Source organism: Amycolatopsis sp. NPDC005232, from assembly GCF_040607795.1.
Taxonomy (GTDB): Bacteria; Actinomycetota; Actinomycetes; order Mycobacteriales; family Pseudonocardiaceae; genus Amycolatopsis.
This window is the reverse complement of sequence record NZ_JBEXHL010000017.1, coordinates 137,157-152,065: the sequence shown is the minus strand read 5'-3', so window position 1 is coordinate 152,065 and position 14,909 is coordinate 137,157. Positions and strand designations below refer to the sequence as shown.

13 protein-coding genes are annotated in these 14,909 nt (G+C 69.3%); 4 read left to right on the top strand and 9 right to left on the bottom strand.

Going from position 1 to position 14,909, the window contains the following annotated elements; all coding sequences use genetic code 11:
* Positions 1-51 precede the first annotated feature (51 nt).
* From ABZU76_RS29975 to ABZU76_RS29965, 3 genes are all read right to left on the bottom strand, one after another.
* Positions 52-216, bottom strand: coding sequence for a DUF397 domain-containing protein (locus ABZU76_RS29975; protein ID WP_354875391.1), 165 nt, complete (start codon positions 214-216; stop codon positions 52-54).
* A 2-nt stretch (positions 217-218) separates the two neighbouring features.
* Positions 219-1,061 carry a helix-turn-helix transcriptional regulator gene (locus tag ABZU76_RS29970; protein WP_354875293.1) on the bottom strand — a complete coding sequence of 281 codons (843 nt, stop codon included), beginning with the start codon at positions 1,059-1,061 and terminating at the stop codon, positions 219-221.
* Between the two features lie 129 nt (positions 1,062-1,190).
* Positions 1,191-2,831, bottom strand: a complete 1,641-nt coding sequence (locus ABZU76_RS29965; RefSeq protein ID WP_354875291.1) for a S53 family peptidase — start codon at positions 2,829-2,831, stop codon at positions 1,191-1,193.
* Between the two features lie 596 nt (positions 2,832-3,427).
* Between ABZU76_RS29965 and ABZU76_RS29960 the strand changes: the two genes are divergently transcribed.
* Positions 3,428-4,021 carry a sigma-70 family RNA polymerase sigma factor gene (locus ABZU76_RS29960; RefSeq protein WP_354875289.1) on the top strand — a complete coding sequence of 198 codons (594 nt, stop codon included), beginning with the start codon at positions 3,428-3,430 and terminating at the stop codon, positions 4,019-4,021.
* A gap of 254 nt (positions 4,022-4,275) precedes the next feature.
* On the opposite strand, the gene ABZU76_RS29955 is transcribed toward ABZU76_RS29960, so the two are convergent.
* The 4 genes from ABZU76_RS29955 to ABZU76_RS29940 all read right to left on the bottom strand — a co-directional run bounded on the left by ABZU76_RS29955 (position 4,276) and on the right by ABZU76_RS29940 (position 9,336).
* Positions 4,276-5,016 carry a GAF and ANTAR domain-containing protein gene (locus tag ABZU76_RS29955; RefSeq protein WP_354875287.1) on the bottom strand — a complete coding sequence of 247 codons (741 nt, stop codon included), beginning with the start codon at positions 5,014-5,016 and terminating at the stop codon, positions 4,276-4,278.
* A gap of 36 nt (positions 5,017-5,052) precedes the next feature.
* Positions 5,053-5,598: an ANTAR domain-containing protein gene (locus tag ABZU76_RS29950; protein ID WP_354875285.1), complete on the bottom strand. Its 546-nt coding sequence runs from the start codon at positions 5,596-5,598 to the stop codon at positions 5,053-5,055.
* Between the two features lie 249 nt (positions 5,599-5,847).
* Complete coding sequence (locus tag ABZU76_RS29945; RefSeq protein WP_354875283.1) at positions 5,848-6,525, bottom strand: copper homeostasis protein CutC; 678 nt, start codon at positions 6,523-6,525, stop codon at positions 5,848-5,850.
* A gap of 15 nt (positions 6,526-6,540) precedes the next feature.
* Entirely contained in the window at positions 6,541-9,336 is a 2,796-nt protein-coding gene (locus tag ABZU76_RS29940; RefSeq protein WP_354875281.1) for a nitrate- and nitrite sensing domain-containing protein, read from the bottom strand.
* 197 nt (positions 9,337-9,533) lie between these two features.
* On the opposite strand from ABZU76_RS29940, the gene ABZU76_RS29935 reads away from it, so the two are divergent.
* On the top strand, positions 9,534-10,499 hold the full coding sequence (locus tag ABZU76_RS29935) for an ABC transporter substrate-binding protein (RefSeq protein WP_354875279.1): 966 nt from the start codon (positions 9,534-9,536) through the stop codon (positions 10,497-10,499).
* Here the strand turns inward: ABZU76_RS29935 and ABZU76_RS29930 are convergent.
* On the bottom strand, positions 10,496-11,134 hold the full coding sequence (locus tag ABZU76_RS29930; RefSeq protein ID WP_354875277.1) for a hypothetical protein: 639 nt from the start codon (positions 11,132-11,134) through the stop codon (positions 10,496-10,498). The genes ABZU76_RS29935 and ABZU76_RS29930 overlap by 4 nt on opposite strands.
* Before the next feature lie 89 nt (positions 11,135-11,223).
* Here ABZU76_RS29930 and ABZU76_RS29925 point away from each other — a divergent pair, with 89 nt between their 5' ends.
* Positions 11,224-12,870: a DNA repair helicase XPB gene (locus tag ABZU76_RS29925; RefSeq protein ID WP_354875275.1), complete on the top strand. Its 1,647-nt coding sequence runs from the start codon at positions 11,224-11,226 to the stop codon at positions 12,868-12,870.
* 1 nt (position 12,871) lies between these two features.
* On the opposite strand, the gene ABZU76_RS29920 is transcribed toward ABZU76_RS29925, so the two are convergent.
* Complete coding sequence (locus ABZU76_RS29920) at positions 12,872-13,318, bottom strand: nitroreductase family deazaflavin-dependent oxidoreductase (protein ID WP_354875273.1); 447 nt, start codon at positions 13,316-13,318, stop codon at positions 12,872-12,874.
* 699 nt (positions 13,319-14,017) lie between these two features.
* Between ABZU76_RS29920 and ABZU76_RS29915 the strand changes: the two genes are divergently transcribed.
* A complete protein-coding gene (locus tag ABZU76_RS29915; protein WP_354875272.1) occupies positions 14,018-14,779 on the top strand; it encodes a DUF4253 domain-containing protein in 762 nt (253 codons plus the stop codon).
* Positions 14,780-14,909: the final 130 nt, after the last annotated feature.

Here is a 14,909-nt window from a genome sequence, read left to right as displayed (position 1 = left end):
GAGTTGTCCACAACTCCGAGTCGCTGTGGATAACAGGGTCACAGTCGGGGGTCAGCCGACCTTTCGGACGAGTTCAGCCCAAGCAACAGGGGGAACGGCGAGCTCGCCGCCGCGGCGGTCTTTGGTGTCCCGCACACGCACGACCCTGCTCAGCGCAACCTCGACGCACTGCCCCGTGTCGGAGTAGCTGGACCTGCGCCACGCGCTGCCGAGCATCTTCAAGCCTCCAGTTCGGCGAGCACCCCCTGGATGAACTCGATGCTCTCCTGCTCGCCCAGGGCCAGCTCCGCCAGCTGTTTCGTGGCGTCGCGGTACGCGGCCACATCAGCTTCATCGTACAAGTAGGCGCCGCCTCGAAACCCTTCCACGTGCACGATCGAGGGCAAGCTCTCGTAGTCGAGGAGGACAAAGCACCCATGCAACCCGGCGTGGAAACCGAGCCCACGCGGGACGATCCGAACCGCGATGTTGCGGCGCGGGGCGACCGCCAGCAGGTGGTGCAGCTGGTCGATCATGATCGCGGAGTCCCCGATGTTCTGGCGAAGCGCTTCTTCGCCGATCATCGAGGTGAACTGCTCGATTCTGGAGAGAACATCGCGCCGAGCCATCCGGATCAGTACCGCGACCTCGACATCGTCCTTCGAGATTCTCTTTTGCCGACCCAAGCAGGCGCGCACGTAGTCGCCGGTCTGGAACAATCCGGGAATCAGCAGCGGCTGCCAGCTGAACAGTCGGGTCGCGGTGCGTTCGCACTCGGCGTACGTCGCGGCCGGTGCCGGCGCACCGGGAACCACGCTCTCCAGCCAATTCGGCTCACGAGCGTGGCGTGCCAGCAGCACCAACCGCTCGCGTTCCTCCACCGTCATGCGGAGGCATCCCGCCAGGGCCCCGACTTCGGACTCTTTGGGGACCCGGATCCCCACCTCCCAGTTGTGCAGGTGACCCGGCGCGAAGTGGACCAATCTGGCCAGTTCTCGCAACCCCATGCGGCGTTCCTCGCGAGCTGTGCGCAAGGAGAACCCCAGGGCTCTGGCCCGGGGCGTCGCGATCAGTGTCGACATGAGTGCATTGTGTCACCGGTCACCGACAGTTTCGTCCGCCAGGTTCGGGAATGGTGTCGCCCGCCGCAAACATCGAAGCGGGGCCCTCCCCCGAAGGAAAGGGCCCCGCCGCAACGAAAACAAGGAAACTCAGCCGATCAGACCCGAAAGCCCAGTGCCCTTGAACGAGCCCCAACCAGTCACCTGGTCATAGCCCGTACCGGCCGTGAAACCGGTGGTGCCGTTGAAGGTGTTGTTGCCGGTGGTCACGTCGTGGAAGCCCGTGGAGTACGAGGAACCGTTGCCGATGCTGTAGAAGGTCGGGTTCAGGTTGCCGAGGGAGCCGCCGTGGACCTGGTTCTGCAGGGCGGTGAAGGCGGCCCACAGCGGGGCCGCGCCGGAGGTGCCCCAGACGTTGCCGCTGCTGCCCTCGCTGACGATGGTGTACGCGGAGCCCGAAGCGGCGTCGCCGGCGACGTCGGGGACCTTGCGCTTCGTGGTGCTCTGGTTCGACTGCCAGGACGGCGCGTTGAACAGCGTCGAGATGCCGCCGCCGCCGGCGCCGGCCGAGGCGCCGTCGTTCCAGGCCTTCTCGCTGCTGTAGGTGTTGGAGGAAGTCACGGTGAGCTGGGTGCCGCCGACGCCGGTGACGTTGGGGCTCGACGCCGGGAAGTCGACGGCCTTCGAAAGGCTGCCGGTCTGGCGGGCGCAGTCGGTGGTGCCGTCGTCGCCCGCGGCGGCGAAGTACGTGATGCCCTCGGCGGTGCCGGAGGCGATCGCGTTGTTCACGCTGTTGGCGGCCGACGAACCCTCGGCCGGCTCGCACGAGCCCCACGAGATGGAGACGACGTTGACCCGCGCGTCCGACGCGATCTTCTGGTACATCGCCAGCTCGCCGGCGTTGGAGTTCGGAGCCTCGTAGACGTACGAGCTCACCTTGGAGGCGAGCGCGTGCACGACCTCGATGTCCAGGTCGACCTCGACCTCGCCGTCGCCCGGGCTCGAGTCGTAGTTGGCGCCGCTCACCGGGACGGTGGTGACAGTGCCGCCGGACAGGCCGTACTTCGAGTCGTAGCTGGTGATGTCGGACTTGCGGTAGCCGTCGAACTCGACGAAGCCGACGTTCACGCCCGTGCCCGTGGCCGAGAGGCCACTGGTGGAGTACGCGGTCTTCAGGATGCTCGGCGTCACGGCCTTCACGACCTTCGGAGCGGCGGTGGTGGCCGAGTGCTCCTTCACGGCGTGGTTGTCGAGGCCGACCACGGCCTGCACCACCGAGGAAACGGAGGCGGGCAGCGCGGGGGCGGAGTCGTTGGCGAAGAACTTGCGGCCGTTGGTGGTGTCGGTGTAATTGCCAAGGCGGGTGTGGAATGTGGATTCCAGCTGTGCGGCCGAACCGGTGAACGTGATCGCCTGCCGGTTACCGGAAACCTCGATTCCCTTCGCGCCGTTTTGTTTCAGAAATGAAACGGCCTTCGCGACGTCAGCCTGCGTTGGGCCGAATGCCGTATTGAATTGCTCCGGAGTGAGGAAGTGGTGGTACTGCGGCGAGGCCGGGTTCTGGACGTCGGAGAGGAACTGCTGAAGGGCCTGCTGGTTGTGCAGCTTGAGCGACAGGGCGGCGTTGATCTGCTGGCCAGCGTCGACATCGCCACTGCGGGCGCTCGAGGTGAGCGGCGCGGTGTTGGCGCTCATGGTGATCAAGGGATCGGCGTGGGCCACGCCGGCCAGGGAAAGGCACAGCAACGCCGGCAGCGGGACCGCTGCGGCGACGAGCTTGCGCAAGCGCATGGCAATTCCTCTCAAACGGTGGGGGACCTGACCGAAACACTCCGTGCCTCGATCTGGGAAGGAGCATAAGCCGCCGAGGGACCTACTTTTGGCTGAGCTTTTCACAGTCCGTTTATGTTTCACGAGAGCAATTTCGCGACGTTTATGACAGTACCGATCGGTAACTAACATATTGCCGCTTTATTCGTGATTGACGCTTTTGTCGGATCCTTCGCCGGTTGCCCGATGAGCCTCCCGGCCCTGGCTGGATGAGCCATCCACGGCTGGGGGTGGTGCCCGGGCCAACGCGCGGCACATCGAGCCCGACGACGGCAGCGGCGACGCCTTCGCTCGCGAACTCGGCCGGGCCGGGAGGGCGACGCGCTTCGTCTGGCGGATCCGGGGAATACCTCTGGCCGCGCGGAATCCTTTTGACGTCTTCGCGGGAGGCGCGAAAACACGCGAGTTCTCGGGGTCGTTTTGCATTGGACAATCCGGGTCCTGCGGAGCAGGATTTCGTTCGGCCCGCGAAGCGTCCCCAGTCCTCGGTTGTCGAGCGCGCTCTCCCGTCGCGGCGCTCCAGTCCGGCGGCCCGCTCGACCTGGGAAACGATGTGGATGGCCACCGACGAGCGCGCGCCCTCGCCGCGTCCGGACAGCCGGCTCGTCGCGGCTGCCGTGGCGGGCAATCGCGCCGCGGTGGCGGAGCTCGTGAAATTCTTACGTCCCTTCGTGCTCCGCTATTGCCGCGGCCGGCTCGGCATGCGCGGAGCCGACGGGGGCGCCGAGGACTGTGCGCAGGAGGTGCTGCTCGCGGTGCTCGTGGAGCTGCCGCGCTACCGCTACGAGACCGACAGCTTCCTGCCATTCGTGTTCGGCATCGCTGGCCACAAGGTCGCCGACGAATTCCGCCGCCGCTCCCGCAACCGCGCCGACCCGGTCGCCGACGCGGGCGACGAAGACAGCCCCGGCCCCGACGAGTTCGCCCAGACCGACTCGCGGCTGCAGATCGAGGAGTTGCTGGGCCACCTGCCGCCGGCGCAGCGCGAGTTGCTGACCCTGCGCGTCGTCCTCGGTTACTCGGCGGAGGAGACGGCGGCCGCTCTGGGCCTGCCGAGCGCCGTCGCCGTGCGCGTGAGCCAGCACCGAGCGCTCACGAAGCTGCGTCGCCTGATGCACAACGGGCCGGCGCCGAAAAAGAAGGACGATTGACCCGTCAACGCCGGCTCCAAGCCCGGTGGTGCGAGAACCTTCGGATCAGCCGCAGACCCACCACAAGCGGGTGCGGCGCGATCGAGGAAACCCCTCGCCGATTCCTCGAGCGCACACCAAAGCTGATCCGCACGGCCATCACGCGCCTCCCCGCACCTGCCGGACCGGAACCGATTTCCGCCGGGGTCCAGGACGAAGCAACCGACGTTAGCGCCGAAAAGCCGCCGTGCACTCCACCGACCGGTCGAAACGTTTCAGAGCGCGGGCGGCTTCTGGAACAGCTCGCGCGCGCTCTCGGAACGGTTCACCACATCGGCTGCCACCGCGCTCAGCTTGCGGCTGGTGCGCCGCGCGAACCCCCGCAACAAGGCGAACGCCTCGTCCGTCTCCAGGCTCAGCCGCTCCGCGATGAACCCCTTCGCCTGTTCGATCACGACCCGGCTGCTCAACGCGGTCTGCAATTGCTCGACCAGCACCTCGTGCTGCTGGATCGTGCGCGCCTGCAACAGGCCGATGGTCGCGACGTCGACCATCGCGCGCGCGATCTGCAGGTTTTCCTGTGACAGCTCGCCGGGGTCTGCCGAGAAGAGGTTGAGCGCGCCGATCACCTCGGACCGCAGCAGCATCGGCAGCGCGTGCACCGCGCGGAACCCGTGGCCGAGGGCGGCCGCGGCGAACGACGGCCAGTTCCCGGTGTCGCGAGCCAGGTCGGGAACGGTCACGGGGCTCCGCCGCCGGTATGCGTCGAGGCAAGGTCCTTCGTCTCGCTGAAGCTGATAGAGCTCCAGCATCCGCACCTGCTCGTTGGAACTCGCGACGAGCTGCAGGTCACCGGCCGGGCCGGCAACGAGAAGCCCCGCCGCGTCGATCGGCAGCAGCTCCACGCTGCGCGCCGCCAGCAGGTGCAGGAAGTCCATCACATCGAAGTCGTCTGTGAGCGTGTCCGCCAACTCGACGAACGTGTCGACCAGGCGTCCGTCAATCACCGGAACCATCTCCAACCACACCACGCCACGCCCAACACGCGACCATTATTGAGTTCCCCCCTCGCGTTCGAACCTAAACCGCCTGGCCACTACATCTGCTGCAATTTCCGAAAGAGGACGCTGCTCGGCGAACGCCCGCGCGCGCAGCGCGGCGAACGCGTCGTCGAGGCTCACGTCGAGTTGCGCCGCGACCATGCCGGTGGCCTGGTGCACGTACGTGGATTTCAATGAGAGACCAACGGGTTCTGCATGCACCGCACCGGACTGTTCATCGAGCAGGAGCAGGAGCATCAGTTCACCGTATGCCAATGCGTCGGCGAGCAGAACCGGTTCCAGCGGAGCTGGGTCCTTTCGGTGGAACACAAGTGTGCCGACATCGATGAGACCGACGCGCAGCGGCAGCACGAATTGGGCGTGGACGCCCGCCTGCACGGCGAGCGGCGCGTACAACGGCCAGCGGCGCGACTGCTCGACCCCGTCGAAATCCCCTACGAGTACCGGCGAACCCAGTTTGCGGGCCGTGCGCACCGGTCCCTCCCCGACCGTGGTCTCGAGCTCGGCAAGCACCGCGGCGAGCTCGTCAGTCGCCACTCGCACTTCCTGAGTTCCCGGTCCGGTATTAACCAACAAACAGCCTCCCGCAACACCGAGCCACGAGACTGCCGATCGGCACAAGATCGACACAGTGACATCGCTGCGCAGCCGCCGCGCCTGCTCGTTTACCCGCTTCCAGGCCCGAGAAAGTGCAGTCTCGTTGCTTCGCCCGTGCTGACTCGCCTCCACAGCCCGCGCTTTCGGCTCGACTACCCGGATGCCCCGGAGAACTGTCGAAACTTTAGCTCAACCCCTGACCAATTCGGCCCACTCGCGAACGGCGGCGACACCTACGGGGGACGCCCAGCCATTCGGGCGAACAGCGCTGCCCACGTGGAACCCGCGGACACCCCCGGCGCGCAAGAGGTGCACCTGCTGCGCTCTCAGGCCACCGCCGACGAGCAAACCGGGGCCATCCGTCCGCCGCGCGAGCTGCTGCAACACCGACAGCCCGCTGCCGACGCCGTGCGGGCTGCCCGCCGCCAGCACCGTGTCGCAGCCGAGCTCGGTGAGCACGTCGAATGCGGCGAGCGGGTTGTGCGCGCGGTCGATCGCGCGGTGAAAAGTCCAAGGCGAGCCGTCGATCTCCTTCAGCAGCGCGTGGCACGCGTCGACGTCGATCTCGTTGTCCTCGGTGAGGAACCCGAACACGAACTCGCGCGCGCCGGCGGCCACAAGCGTGGCGGTGTCGGCACGCAGGGCGTCGAGGTCACCGGCGGCGAAACCGGCGCCACCGCGCAGCATCACGCGCACCGGCAAGTCGGTGGCGGCGAGCACGTCGCGCACCGTCTGCTCCGAAGGCGTGAGCCCGTCCCGCGCCATGTCCGCGACCAGTTCGAGCCGGTCCGCCCCGCCTTCCTGAGCGCGCTGGGCGTCTTCCGGACCCAGCGCGATCACTTCCAGCAGGGCGGTCTTCGAGCTCATGGGTCATCCGTTCGATCAGGTCGTGGGGTTCTCGTCCCCCCGGACGTGGCGACCACGCCTGAACCCGCCTTGAAGGCTCGTCATCCGCTCGCGCACCGCTTCGGGGGAAAGCGAGAGTATCGGCCGCTGCTCGGGCACCTGCCCGGGGCTGGCCTCCATGCCATCCTCGCCGTCTTCCCCGCCTGCGTTTTCGACATCGGAGACGCGCAGGAACGGCCAGGTGTCCTCGGCGCCGTCCTCCTGCTCCAGCGCGTCCGACGTCGGCCATTCCGGCGGGGAAGGGTTCTCGTCGGGGTCGGTGGTGGGGAACTGCTCGGCCGGGAACGCGGGTTCAACGTAGTCGGGTTCCGCCGCGGTGCGGGCGTGGCGCGCGGGTTGCTCTGGTTGTGGGAGGGCTTCCGGAGCCGGGGGTTCCGGCACTGGTTCCGGCCGGCGTTCCGGCTGTGGTGCGGGTCCGCGTTCCGGCTGCGGCGCGGGCTCCGCCACCGGCAGCGGTTCCGGCGGCGCAGGCGCGCGTCCCTCGGGCGGCGGCGCGGCGGCGTCGAACCACTGCGACAACACGTCCCGGTAGGCGGGCATGCGTTCGGTGGGCGCGTCGAGATCGAGGTGCGACCGGTCCTCCGGCGCCGGCCACGGCGTGCTCTCCACCACCGGCGCGCGCCGCGGCGGGCCGGGCTCCAGCACGGGAACGATCGGCGTCTCCGCCGGCGGCTCGGGTTCTTCTTCCTCGACGACGGGCGCCGCGACCAGCGGAGCGAGCGGCGGCAGCAGGTCCGGCGCCGGCTCGGGTTCGGCGGCGACGGGCGCGGGCGGCTCGGGCAACGGCGGCGCGTCGACGATCAGTTCGGTGGGCACGAGCACCGTCGCGGTGATGCCGGTGCCTTCGGCCAGCCGCAGCGAGACGTCGATGTGGTGGCGCTGAGCCAGCGTCGCGACCACGTACAGGCCCATCCGGCGCGAGACCTCGACGTCGACGTCCGGCGGGTTGGCCAGGCGCGCGTTGGTGCGGTCGATCTCGGCCTGCGGCATGCCGGCGCCGCGGTCGGTGATCTCGATCCGCCAGTCGCCGTCGGGCGTTTCGGCGCTTTCGACGGTCACGCCTGCGCGCTCCGACGAGTAGCGCGTGGCGTTCTCGAGCAGCTCGGACACCACGTGCACGAGGTCGTTCACGGCTTCGCCGCGCACCGCGAGCGTCGGCGCGGAGCCGAGCTCGATGCGCTGGTAATCCTCCACTTCGGACAGTGCGGCGCCCACGATCTCGTCGGCCACCACCGGTCCGCTGTCCTCGCGCACGAGGTCGGTACCCGAGAGCACCAGCAGGTTCTCGCTGTTGCGGCGCATGCGCGTGGCGAGGTGGTCGAGCTCGAACAGGCCCGCGAGCGTGTCCGGGTCCTGCTCGCCGGCCTCCATGCGGTCGAGCACGGACAGCTGACGTTCGACGAGATCTTGGCTTCGCTGCGAGAGGTTGACGAACATCGAGTTGACGTTCTCGCGCAGCATCGCCTGCTCGGCCGCGAGCCGCACGGCCTCTCCGTGGACCGCGTCGAACGCGCGCGCGACCTGGCCCACCTCTTCACGCGTGAACACCGGAACAGGCGCGACGGCCGCGCGGTGGCGCAGGTTCTCCGGCGCCGGGTCGGGATCGGTCAACAGCCGCTGCACGGCCTCGGGCAGCCGGTGGTCGGCCACGTCCAGCGCGGTGCGCCGCAGCACGCGCAGGGGCCGCAGCAGCGAGCGCGCGATGACCACGGACAGGATGCCGGCCACGAGCAGCACGGCGAGCACGATGCCGCCGTCCCAGATCGTCGACGTGCGGGCGCGCGCGGCGAGCGAATCGGTCTGCTCCTGGAGCTGTACGAGCAGCGCTTCCTGCACCTGGTGGGCGAGGTTCACGGTGTAGGTGGCCGCGGTGTCCCACTGGTTGGGGTCCAGACCTTGCAGCGACTGGCCGTTCTCCGTGCGGGTCAGTGCCGACTCGACCATGTCGTTGCCGATGTCGACGACGAGGCCGATCACGGTGTCGTCGTACATCCGCTGCTGGTCGGGCGTCGCGAAGGTGCGGTAGTCGTTGCGCGCGGCGTTGAGCTCGGCCTCCGCGCCCAGCAGCGCGCGCGTGCGGTCGCGGTTGAGGCTGCCCTCGGCGAGCGCCTCGGACATGATCGCGCGCTTGACCGACATCTGGTCCTTGATCCGCGCGAGGGCGTTGCCGGCCAGGCGAAGCCGCGCGAGATCGGGATCGGACACGTCGGCGGCGGCCATGTCGCTGATGTCGAGCAGGCCGGAGATCAGCTCGCTGTAGGAGCGGAGCACGGCGTCTGCGGGGAACGCGGAGTGCTCGGCGGAGTAACGCAGGCCGCTGAGCACGCGCAGCCGGTCGTCGCTCTGCTGCAGGCTGCTGGCGGCCACGGCGTCGAGGCGCGGCTTGCTGTCGACGAGGGTCTTCTCGAACGTGCCGATCGCCTGGTCCACGCGCGTGCGCTGGCCCGTGAGGTCGGTGGTGGCGCCCTGGCGGTTGCCTGCGACGAACCGCACCGTGACGTCGCGTTCGCGCTGCAGCTGGTGCAGGACCTCGGTCACGGTGCTGTCCACGCGGCCGCGGGCGGCGAACTCGGCGAGCTGCTGGGCGTCGCGCAGGTCCGTGCTCACGCGCAGGCCCACGAGCCCGATCACGGCGAGCGCGGGGATCAGCAGGACTACGAAGAGCTTGGTCCGCAGGTGCCAGTTGCGAAGGCGCCAGCGGCCCCCGACCTGTCTGGCGGCAGCGGGATCCGTCGCGTCGCCCGTTCGGGGACGCTGGTCGCGACGGCTCACCTAAGCTTCCTTTTCCACCGCGGCACCTCATCCGCGGACGACATCGGGGGTGTCCGATTCGAGTCTACTCGGCGGTAACTTGGCTCGATCGGATCGGGAAGCCGCACTGGCGGGGTCACGGCCCTGTCGGGGATCGTATGGGCAGCGGCCCATACGATCCAGCGTGATGCCGAGATTCTCCCGGTAGGTGAGAGCGGATGAACGTGCGTGCACTGGTGTTGCCGCTGGTGGCGGTCTTGCTGGCCATCAGCGGCTGCTCGCTGTTCGATTCCGGTGACGCGGCGGCGCCGGCGCCAGTGGAGCGGACCACTCTGCGCGTGGGCGTCGGCGGGCCGATCGACACCGCGCCGCTGCGCATCGCGGCGGCCGCCGGGAAGTTCCGCGAAGCCGGGCTGAACGTGACGCTCGTGGACCTCGGGACCCAGGATGGCCTGGCGAAACTCGGCTCCGGGCAGCTGGACGTGACGTTCGCCAGCGACGTGTCTCTCTTCCGCGCCGCCAACGCCGGCACCGCGTTGCAGCTGCAAGGCGAGGCGTACACCTCGGGCAACAACACGATCGCGCTGGTGACGCTGCCGAACTCCGACTACACCGAGCCGACAGCGAAGAAGTCGCCGAAGATCGCCGTGGACGACCTCGACGACATCGGCGCGCTCACCGCTCGTTCCGTGCTCGCGACCGCCGGCGTCGACGCGGCGAAGATCCACTTCGTGCCCGAGCCGTTCGATCGAATGCCCGACGCGCTGCAGTCCGGCGACGCCGACGCGGCGCTGATGGTGGAGCCGTACATCACCCGGGCGGAGAAGGAACTCGGCGCGCAGATCCTCGCCGACGGGTCCAGTGGCGCCACCCTCGACTTCCCGGCTTCGGGCTACGCGGCGACCGGCGCGTTCGCGCGCGACAACCCGCGCACACTGGCCGTCTTCCGGCGCGTGCTCATGCAGGCGCAGCAGACGGCCGCCGACCCGGCGATCGTCCGCGACGCGCTGCCCACGTTCTCCGACATCGACCCGACCACGGCGGCGCTGATCTCGCTGGGCACCTACCCGACCACGCTGTCGGGCATCCGGCTGCAGCGCGTGGCCGACCTCATGCACACCTCGGGCCTGATCCCGAGCCGGCTCGACGTGCAGGCAATGCTGCCGGAGGAGGACCAGCCCTAGATGTTCTCGCCGGCGGGCTGCAGGCAGACCGTGCGCTCGGGCGGGCCGGCGTAGGCGAGGGCGGTGTCGGCGGCGCCACAGGAGTCCTCGTCGCTGCTGCCCTGGTGGACGACCGCGCGGGCCTCGGCGTCGGGGTCGCTGCAGGTGACCTTGCTGATCTCGGCCTCGTCGTCGACGTCGCGCAGGCAGTCGCCGGACGTGACGTTGAGCGCCAGGCACAGCGTCTCGCGCGGCGCGGTGGTGCGGCTGGAGCTACTGGAGCTGCTGGTGCCGCGGAAGAGCTGGAAGCGCACGTAGTCGCCGCCGTGGCAGCTCGAGGTGCCGTCTTCGACGTCGTCGACGCGGTAGGTGGCGCGCTGCTCGGAGCAGCCCACGCCGTGGTAACTCTGCGTGCCGACACTCTCGTCGGAGAGATACAGGCAGCTGCCGGCCACCGGCGTGCCCGACGAGCGGGCGATCGCTGCCACGCCGAACGCGGCGAGCACGCCCACGCCGAGCGCCACCACGATTCCTGCTGCGACCAGCACCTTCGCGGTGCTCGAGAGCGCTCGGGGCGCGCCAGGCCGAGGCGGCATCGCGCCCGGCGGCTGGAACGGGTTGGCGGCCGACGGCACGCCGAACGGTGGTGTGGTCAAAGGTCCCCTCCAGCTTTTCCTGCCGATCATCTTGGCACCCTGACGGCCGCGACGGGAGGGGACGGCTCGGGGGAACGTATAAAGGACGGGTGACTGATGGCCCCCTGATCGTCCAGTCCGACAAGACCGTGCTGCTCGAGGTCGACAACCCTCAGGCCAACGACGCGCGGATCGCCATCGCGCCGTTCGCCGAGCTGGAACGCGCGCCCGAGCACGTGCACACGTACCGCATCACGCCCCTGGCGTTGTGGAACGCGCGCGCCGCCGGGCACGACGCGGAGCAGGTGGTGGACGCGCTCACCACGTACTCGCGCTTCCCCGTGCCGCAGCCGCTGCTGATCGACGTGGTCGACGTGATGGGCCGCTTCGGGCGGCTGCAGATCACCAACGACCCGGCCCACGGCCTGGTGATGTCGACCACCGACCGCGCGGTGCTGGAAGAGGTGTCGCGGCACAAGAAGATCAACCCGATGCTCGGCGCGCGCATCGACGAGGACACGGTGGTCGTGCACCCGTCCGAACGCGGGCGGCTCAAGCAGGCGCTGCTGAAGGTCGGCTGGCCCGCGGAGGACCTCGCGGGTTACGTGGACGGCGAAGCGCACCCTATTGATCTCGACGAGCAGGACTGGCACCTGCGCGACTACCAGCGCCAGGCGGCGGAGGCCTTCTGGGCCGGCGGCTCGGGCGTGGTGGTTCTGCCTTGTGGCGCGGGCAAAACGCTGGTGGGCGCGGCGGCCATGGCGCACGCCAAGGCGACCACGCTGATCCTGGTGACCAACACCGTCGCAGGGCGGCAGTGGAAGCGCGAACTGGTGGCGCGCACGTCGCTGACCGAGGACGAGATCGGCGAGTACTCCGGTGAGAAGAAGGAGATCCGCCCGGTCACGATCGCGACGTACCAGGTCGTGACACGCAAGACCAAGGGCGAGTACCGGCACCTGGAGCTGTTCGACTCGCGGGACTGGGGCCTCGTTGTATACGACGAGGTCCACCTGTTGCCGGCGCCCGTGTTCCGCATGACGGCGGATCTGCAGTCACGGCGTCGCTTGGGCTTGACGGCGACCCTGGTGCGCGAGGACGGCCGTGAGGGTGATGTCTTCTCGTTGATCGGACCCAAGCGCTACGACGTTCCGTGGCGGGACATCGAGGCGCAGGGGTGGATCGCGCCGGCGGAGTGCACCGAGGTCCGCGTGACCCTGACCGACGCCGAGCGGCTCGCGTACGCGACTTCGGAGCCGGACGAGCGCTACAAGCTCGCGGCGACAGCGATGACGAAGATGCCCGTGATCAAGTCCATTGTGGAACGTCACGTCGGCGAGCCCACCCTGGTGATCGGGGCATACTTGGACCAGCTGGAGATGCTGGGCGCGGAGCTGGACGCGCCCGTGATCCAGGGGTCGACGCGCAACAAGGAGCGGGAGGAGCTGTTCGACCGCTTCCGCCGCGGTGAGCTGCGGACCCTCGTGGTGTCGAAGGTGGCGAACTTCTCCATCGACCTGCCGGAAGCGTCGGTGGCCATCCAGATCTCGGGCACCTTCGGCTCCCGGCAGGAAGAAGCTCAGCGGCTCGGCAGGCTGCTGCGCCCCAAGGGCGACGGACGGCAGGCGCACTTCTATTCGATCGTTTCCCGGGACACAGTGGACACCGAGTACGCGGCGCACCGGCAGCGGTTCTTGGCGGAGCAGGGGTACGCGTACCACATCGTGGACGCGGAGGACCTGCGCCGACCGCTGTAAGTCACCGGTTCGGCGTGAGCACGACGATCGGGATGACGCGCTCGGTCTTCTGCGCGTATTCGTTGTACAGCGGGAAGATCTCGGCCATCTTCGGCCAGAGCGCCGCGCGCTCTTGGTTGCCGGCGATCCGGGCGCGCGCGTCGAACCTCCGCGCGCCGACTTGCACGCCGACGCTCGGCTCGGCCTCGAGGTTCTTGAACCAGGCCGGGTGGTCGTCGTCCCCGCCCTTGGAGGCGACCACGACGAAGTCCTCGCCCTGCGTGCCGTAGATCAGGCAGGTGCGGCGGGGCTCGCCGGTCTTGCGGCCGGTGGTGGCGAGGATGAGGGTGTAGACGCCGTTCTGCTCGTGCCCCTCCTGGCCGCCCGAACTCACGTACTTGCGCGTCTGCTCGGCCACCCAGTCCCACTGCGAGTCGGTAGCGCGGTCGATGTCCTCGGCGAGGGCCATGGTGGTGGTCCTTTCGTCTTGCCCTGCGGGTACGGCCCCGGCGGCCGCTCGTGTCCGGGAGACGGAGCCGGTGACGGGTTCTCGACATCGGCTGGGCGGGAAATTACCGGTTCTTTGCTCGTGGTGATCGGGTATCGCGCTGACCTGTGGGTTGGGGTCGCCCTGCGGTCTGGTCGGTCTGGACGGATGGCTTGGGCTTGGGCTTGGGCTTGGGCTTGGGCTTGGGCTTGGGCTTGGGCTTGGGCTTGGGCTTGGGCTTGGGCTTGGGCTTGGAAGCCGAGCCTGGACCGCGGTGGCAATCGAAGATCGGAGCGCCCCTCACCGGACTAGTGCCACTCCGCGACTTGCCTGCGGTCGCGCCCCGCGCACCATGGCCGGCCCGGCCCACCGCCGCGCACCCCACCCGCCATGTCCCGCGCCGCTCGCCATCGCGCACCCACCCGCGCTGAACGCGCCAGCACCACGTCGCACCCCCGCGCCGCGGTGCCCCTCAGCACCCAGCCGCCCGTGCGCAGCGAACTTTCGCATCACCCATCTGCCGCAGTGACCTCATCCGTCACAGAAGCCCCGAGTTCTCCGCCCTGAGCTGCTACTTTCCACATTCACTCGAACGGATGAGCGAAACACTCCCTGGAAATTGTCGGTCACTCGAACTACTGTTCGACATGCAGGACCGAACACCCGTTCGAGGGGAAGCTCATGACGATCGCACCGTTCCGCCCCGGCCTCGGGGCACCGCCGGTCCAGACCTTGCCGCCCGGACGGTGGCACGGGCGCATCTGGGTGTCCGAGGAGCCGCTCGCGCGGCCGCACCGGTACCTGGAGTGCGTCGCGGAGTTCGAGCGCTCCGGGCTCTGGCCCGTGCTCATCCCGCACGACCAGCGGTTCGCCGCGCGCGGGGAAGACTGGCTCGACGACCGCGGCCGCCTTGCCCCGGCGGGCCACCGGGTCGACTCCGTGGACCCCGCCGACGCCCTCGCACGCTGGTGGGACACCTCGTGCTGCGACGGCGCGTGCCTGCGCCCCTTCGGCGCCCGCTTCCCCGGCCTCGCGCGCCGCTCGCACCGCCGCGCCGACCCCCTCGCCGAGGCGGGCAACACCGGCTCCATCCTGGCCAACCGCAGCGCCCACCGCCTCGGCCTGGTCCAGACCGACCGCCCGGCCGACATGCCCGCCCTCCTCGGCTGGACGGGCATGATCAAGTCCACCGACCAGGTCGCGGAGCTCTCCGCCGTCCTGCGCAGCTGGGAAGACCGCTTCGGCGCCACCCTGCTCTCCCTGGGCTTCGACTCCCTCACGCTGTCCGTCTCCGCCCCGCCGCGCACGCTGGCCCGCGCCCTCACCGTCGCGGCCGAGCACCGCGCCTTCAGCCTCCCCACGTACCTCTCCCAGCCCGGCACCCTCCGCGAGTACGCCAGCGGCCTCGTGCAGACCCGCCTGTGGACCTTCTCGTGGGCCTGACACCACCCCACCCGTGTCGGCCGGCCTCCCTGCCCCCGAGCCCAGCCGGCGCACCCACCTTCAGCCGACGAGCCGCCCAGAGCAGCTCGCCGCCCCATCACGAGCCGCGCCAGCCGGCCTCCCGATCCCC

Bases quoted from the DNA above. Each gene is read 5' to 3' on its own strand.
- ABZU76_RS29970 (WP_354875293.1), bottom strand. From the start codon at position 1,061: ATGTCGACACTGATCGCGACGCCCCGGGCCAGAGCCCTGGGGTTCTCC.
- ABZU76_RS29935 (WP_354875279.1), top strand. From the start codon at position 9,534: ATGAACGTGCGTGCACTGGTGTTGCCGCTGGTGGCGGTCTTGCTGGCC.
- ABZU76_RS29955 (WP_354875287.1), bottom strand. From the start codon at position 5,016: ATGGTTCCGGTGATTGACGGACGCCTGGTCGACACGTTCGTCGAGTTG.
- ABZU76_RS29965 (WP_354875291.1), bottom strand. From the start codon at position 2,831: ATGCGCTTGCGCAAGCTCGTCGCCGCAGCGGTCCCGCTGCCGGCGTTG.
- ABZU76_RS29920 (WP_354875273.1), bottom strand. From the start codon at position 13,318: ATGGCCCTCGCCGAGGACATCGACCGCGCTACCGACTCGCAGTGGGAC.
- ABZU76_RS29960 (WP_354875289.1), top strand. From the start codon at position 3,428: ATGGCCACCGACGAGCGCGCGCCCTCGCCGCGTCCGGACAGCCGGCTC.
- ABZU76_RS29945 (WP_354875283.1), bottom strand. From the start codon at position 6,525: ATGAGCTCGAAGACCGCCCTGCTGGAAGTGATCGCGCTGGGTCCGGAA.
- ABZU76_RS29975 (WP_354875391.1), bottom strand. From the start codon at position 216: ATGCTCGGCAGCGCGTGGCGCAGGTCCAGCTACTCCGACACGGGGCAG.
- ABZU76_RS29915 (WP_354875272.1), top strand. From the start codon at position 14,018: ATGACGATCGCACCGTTCCGCCCCGGCCTCGGGGCACCGCCGGTCCAG.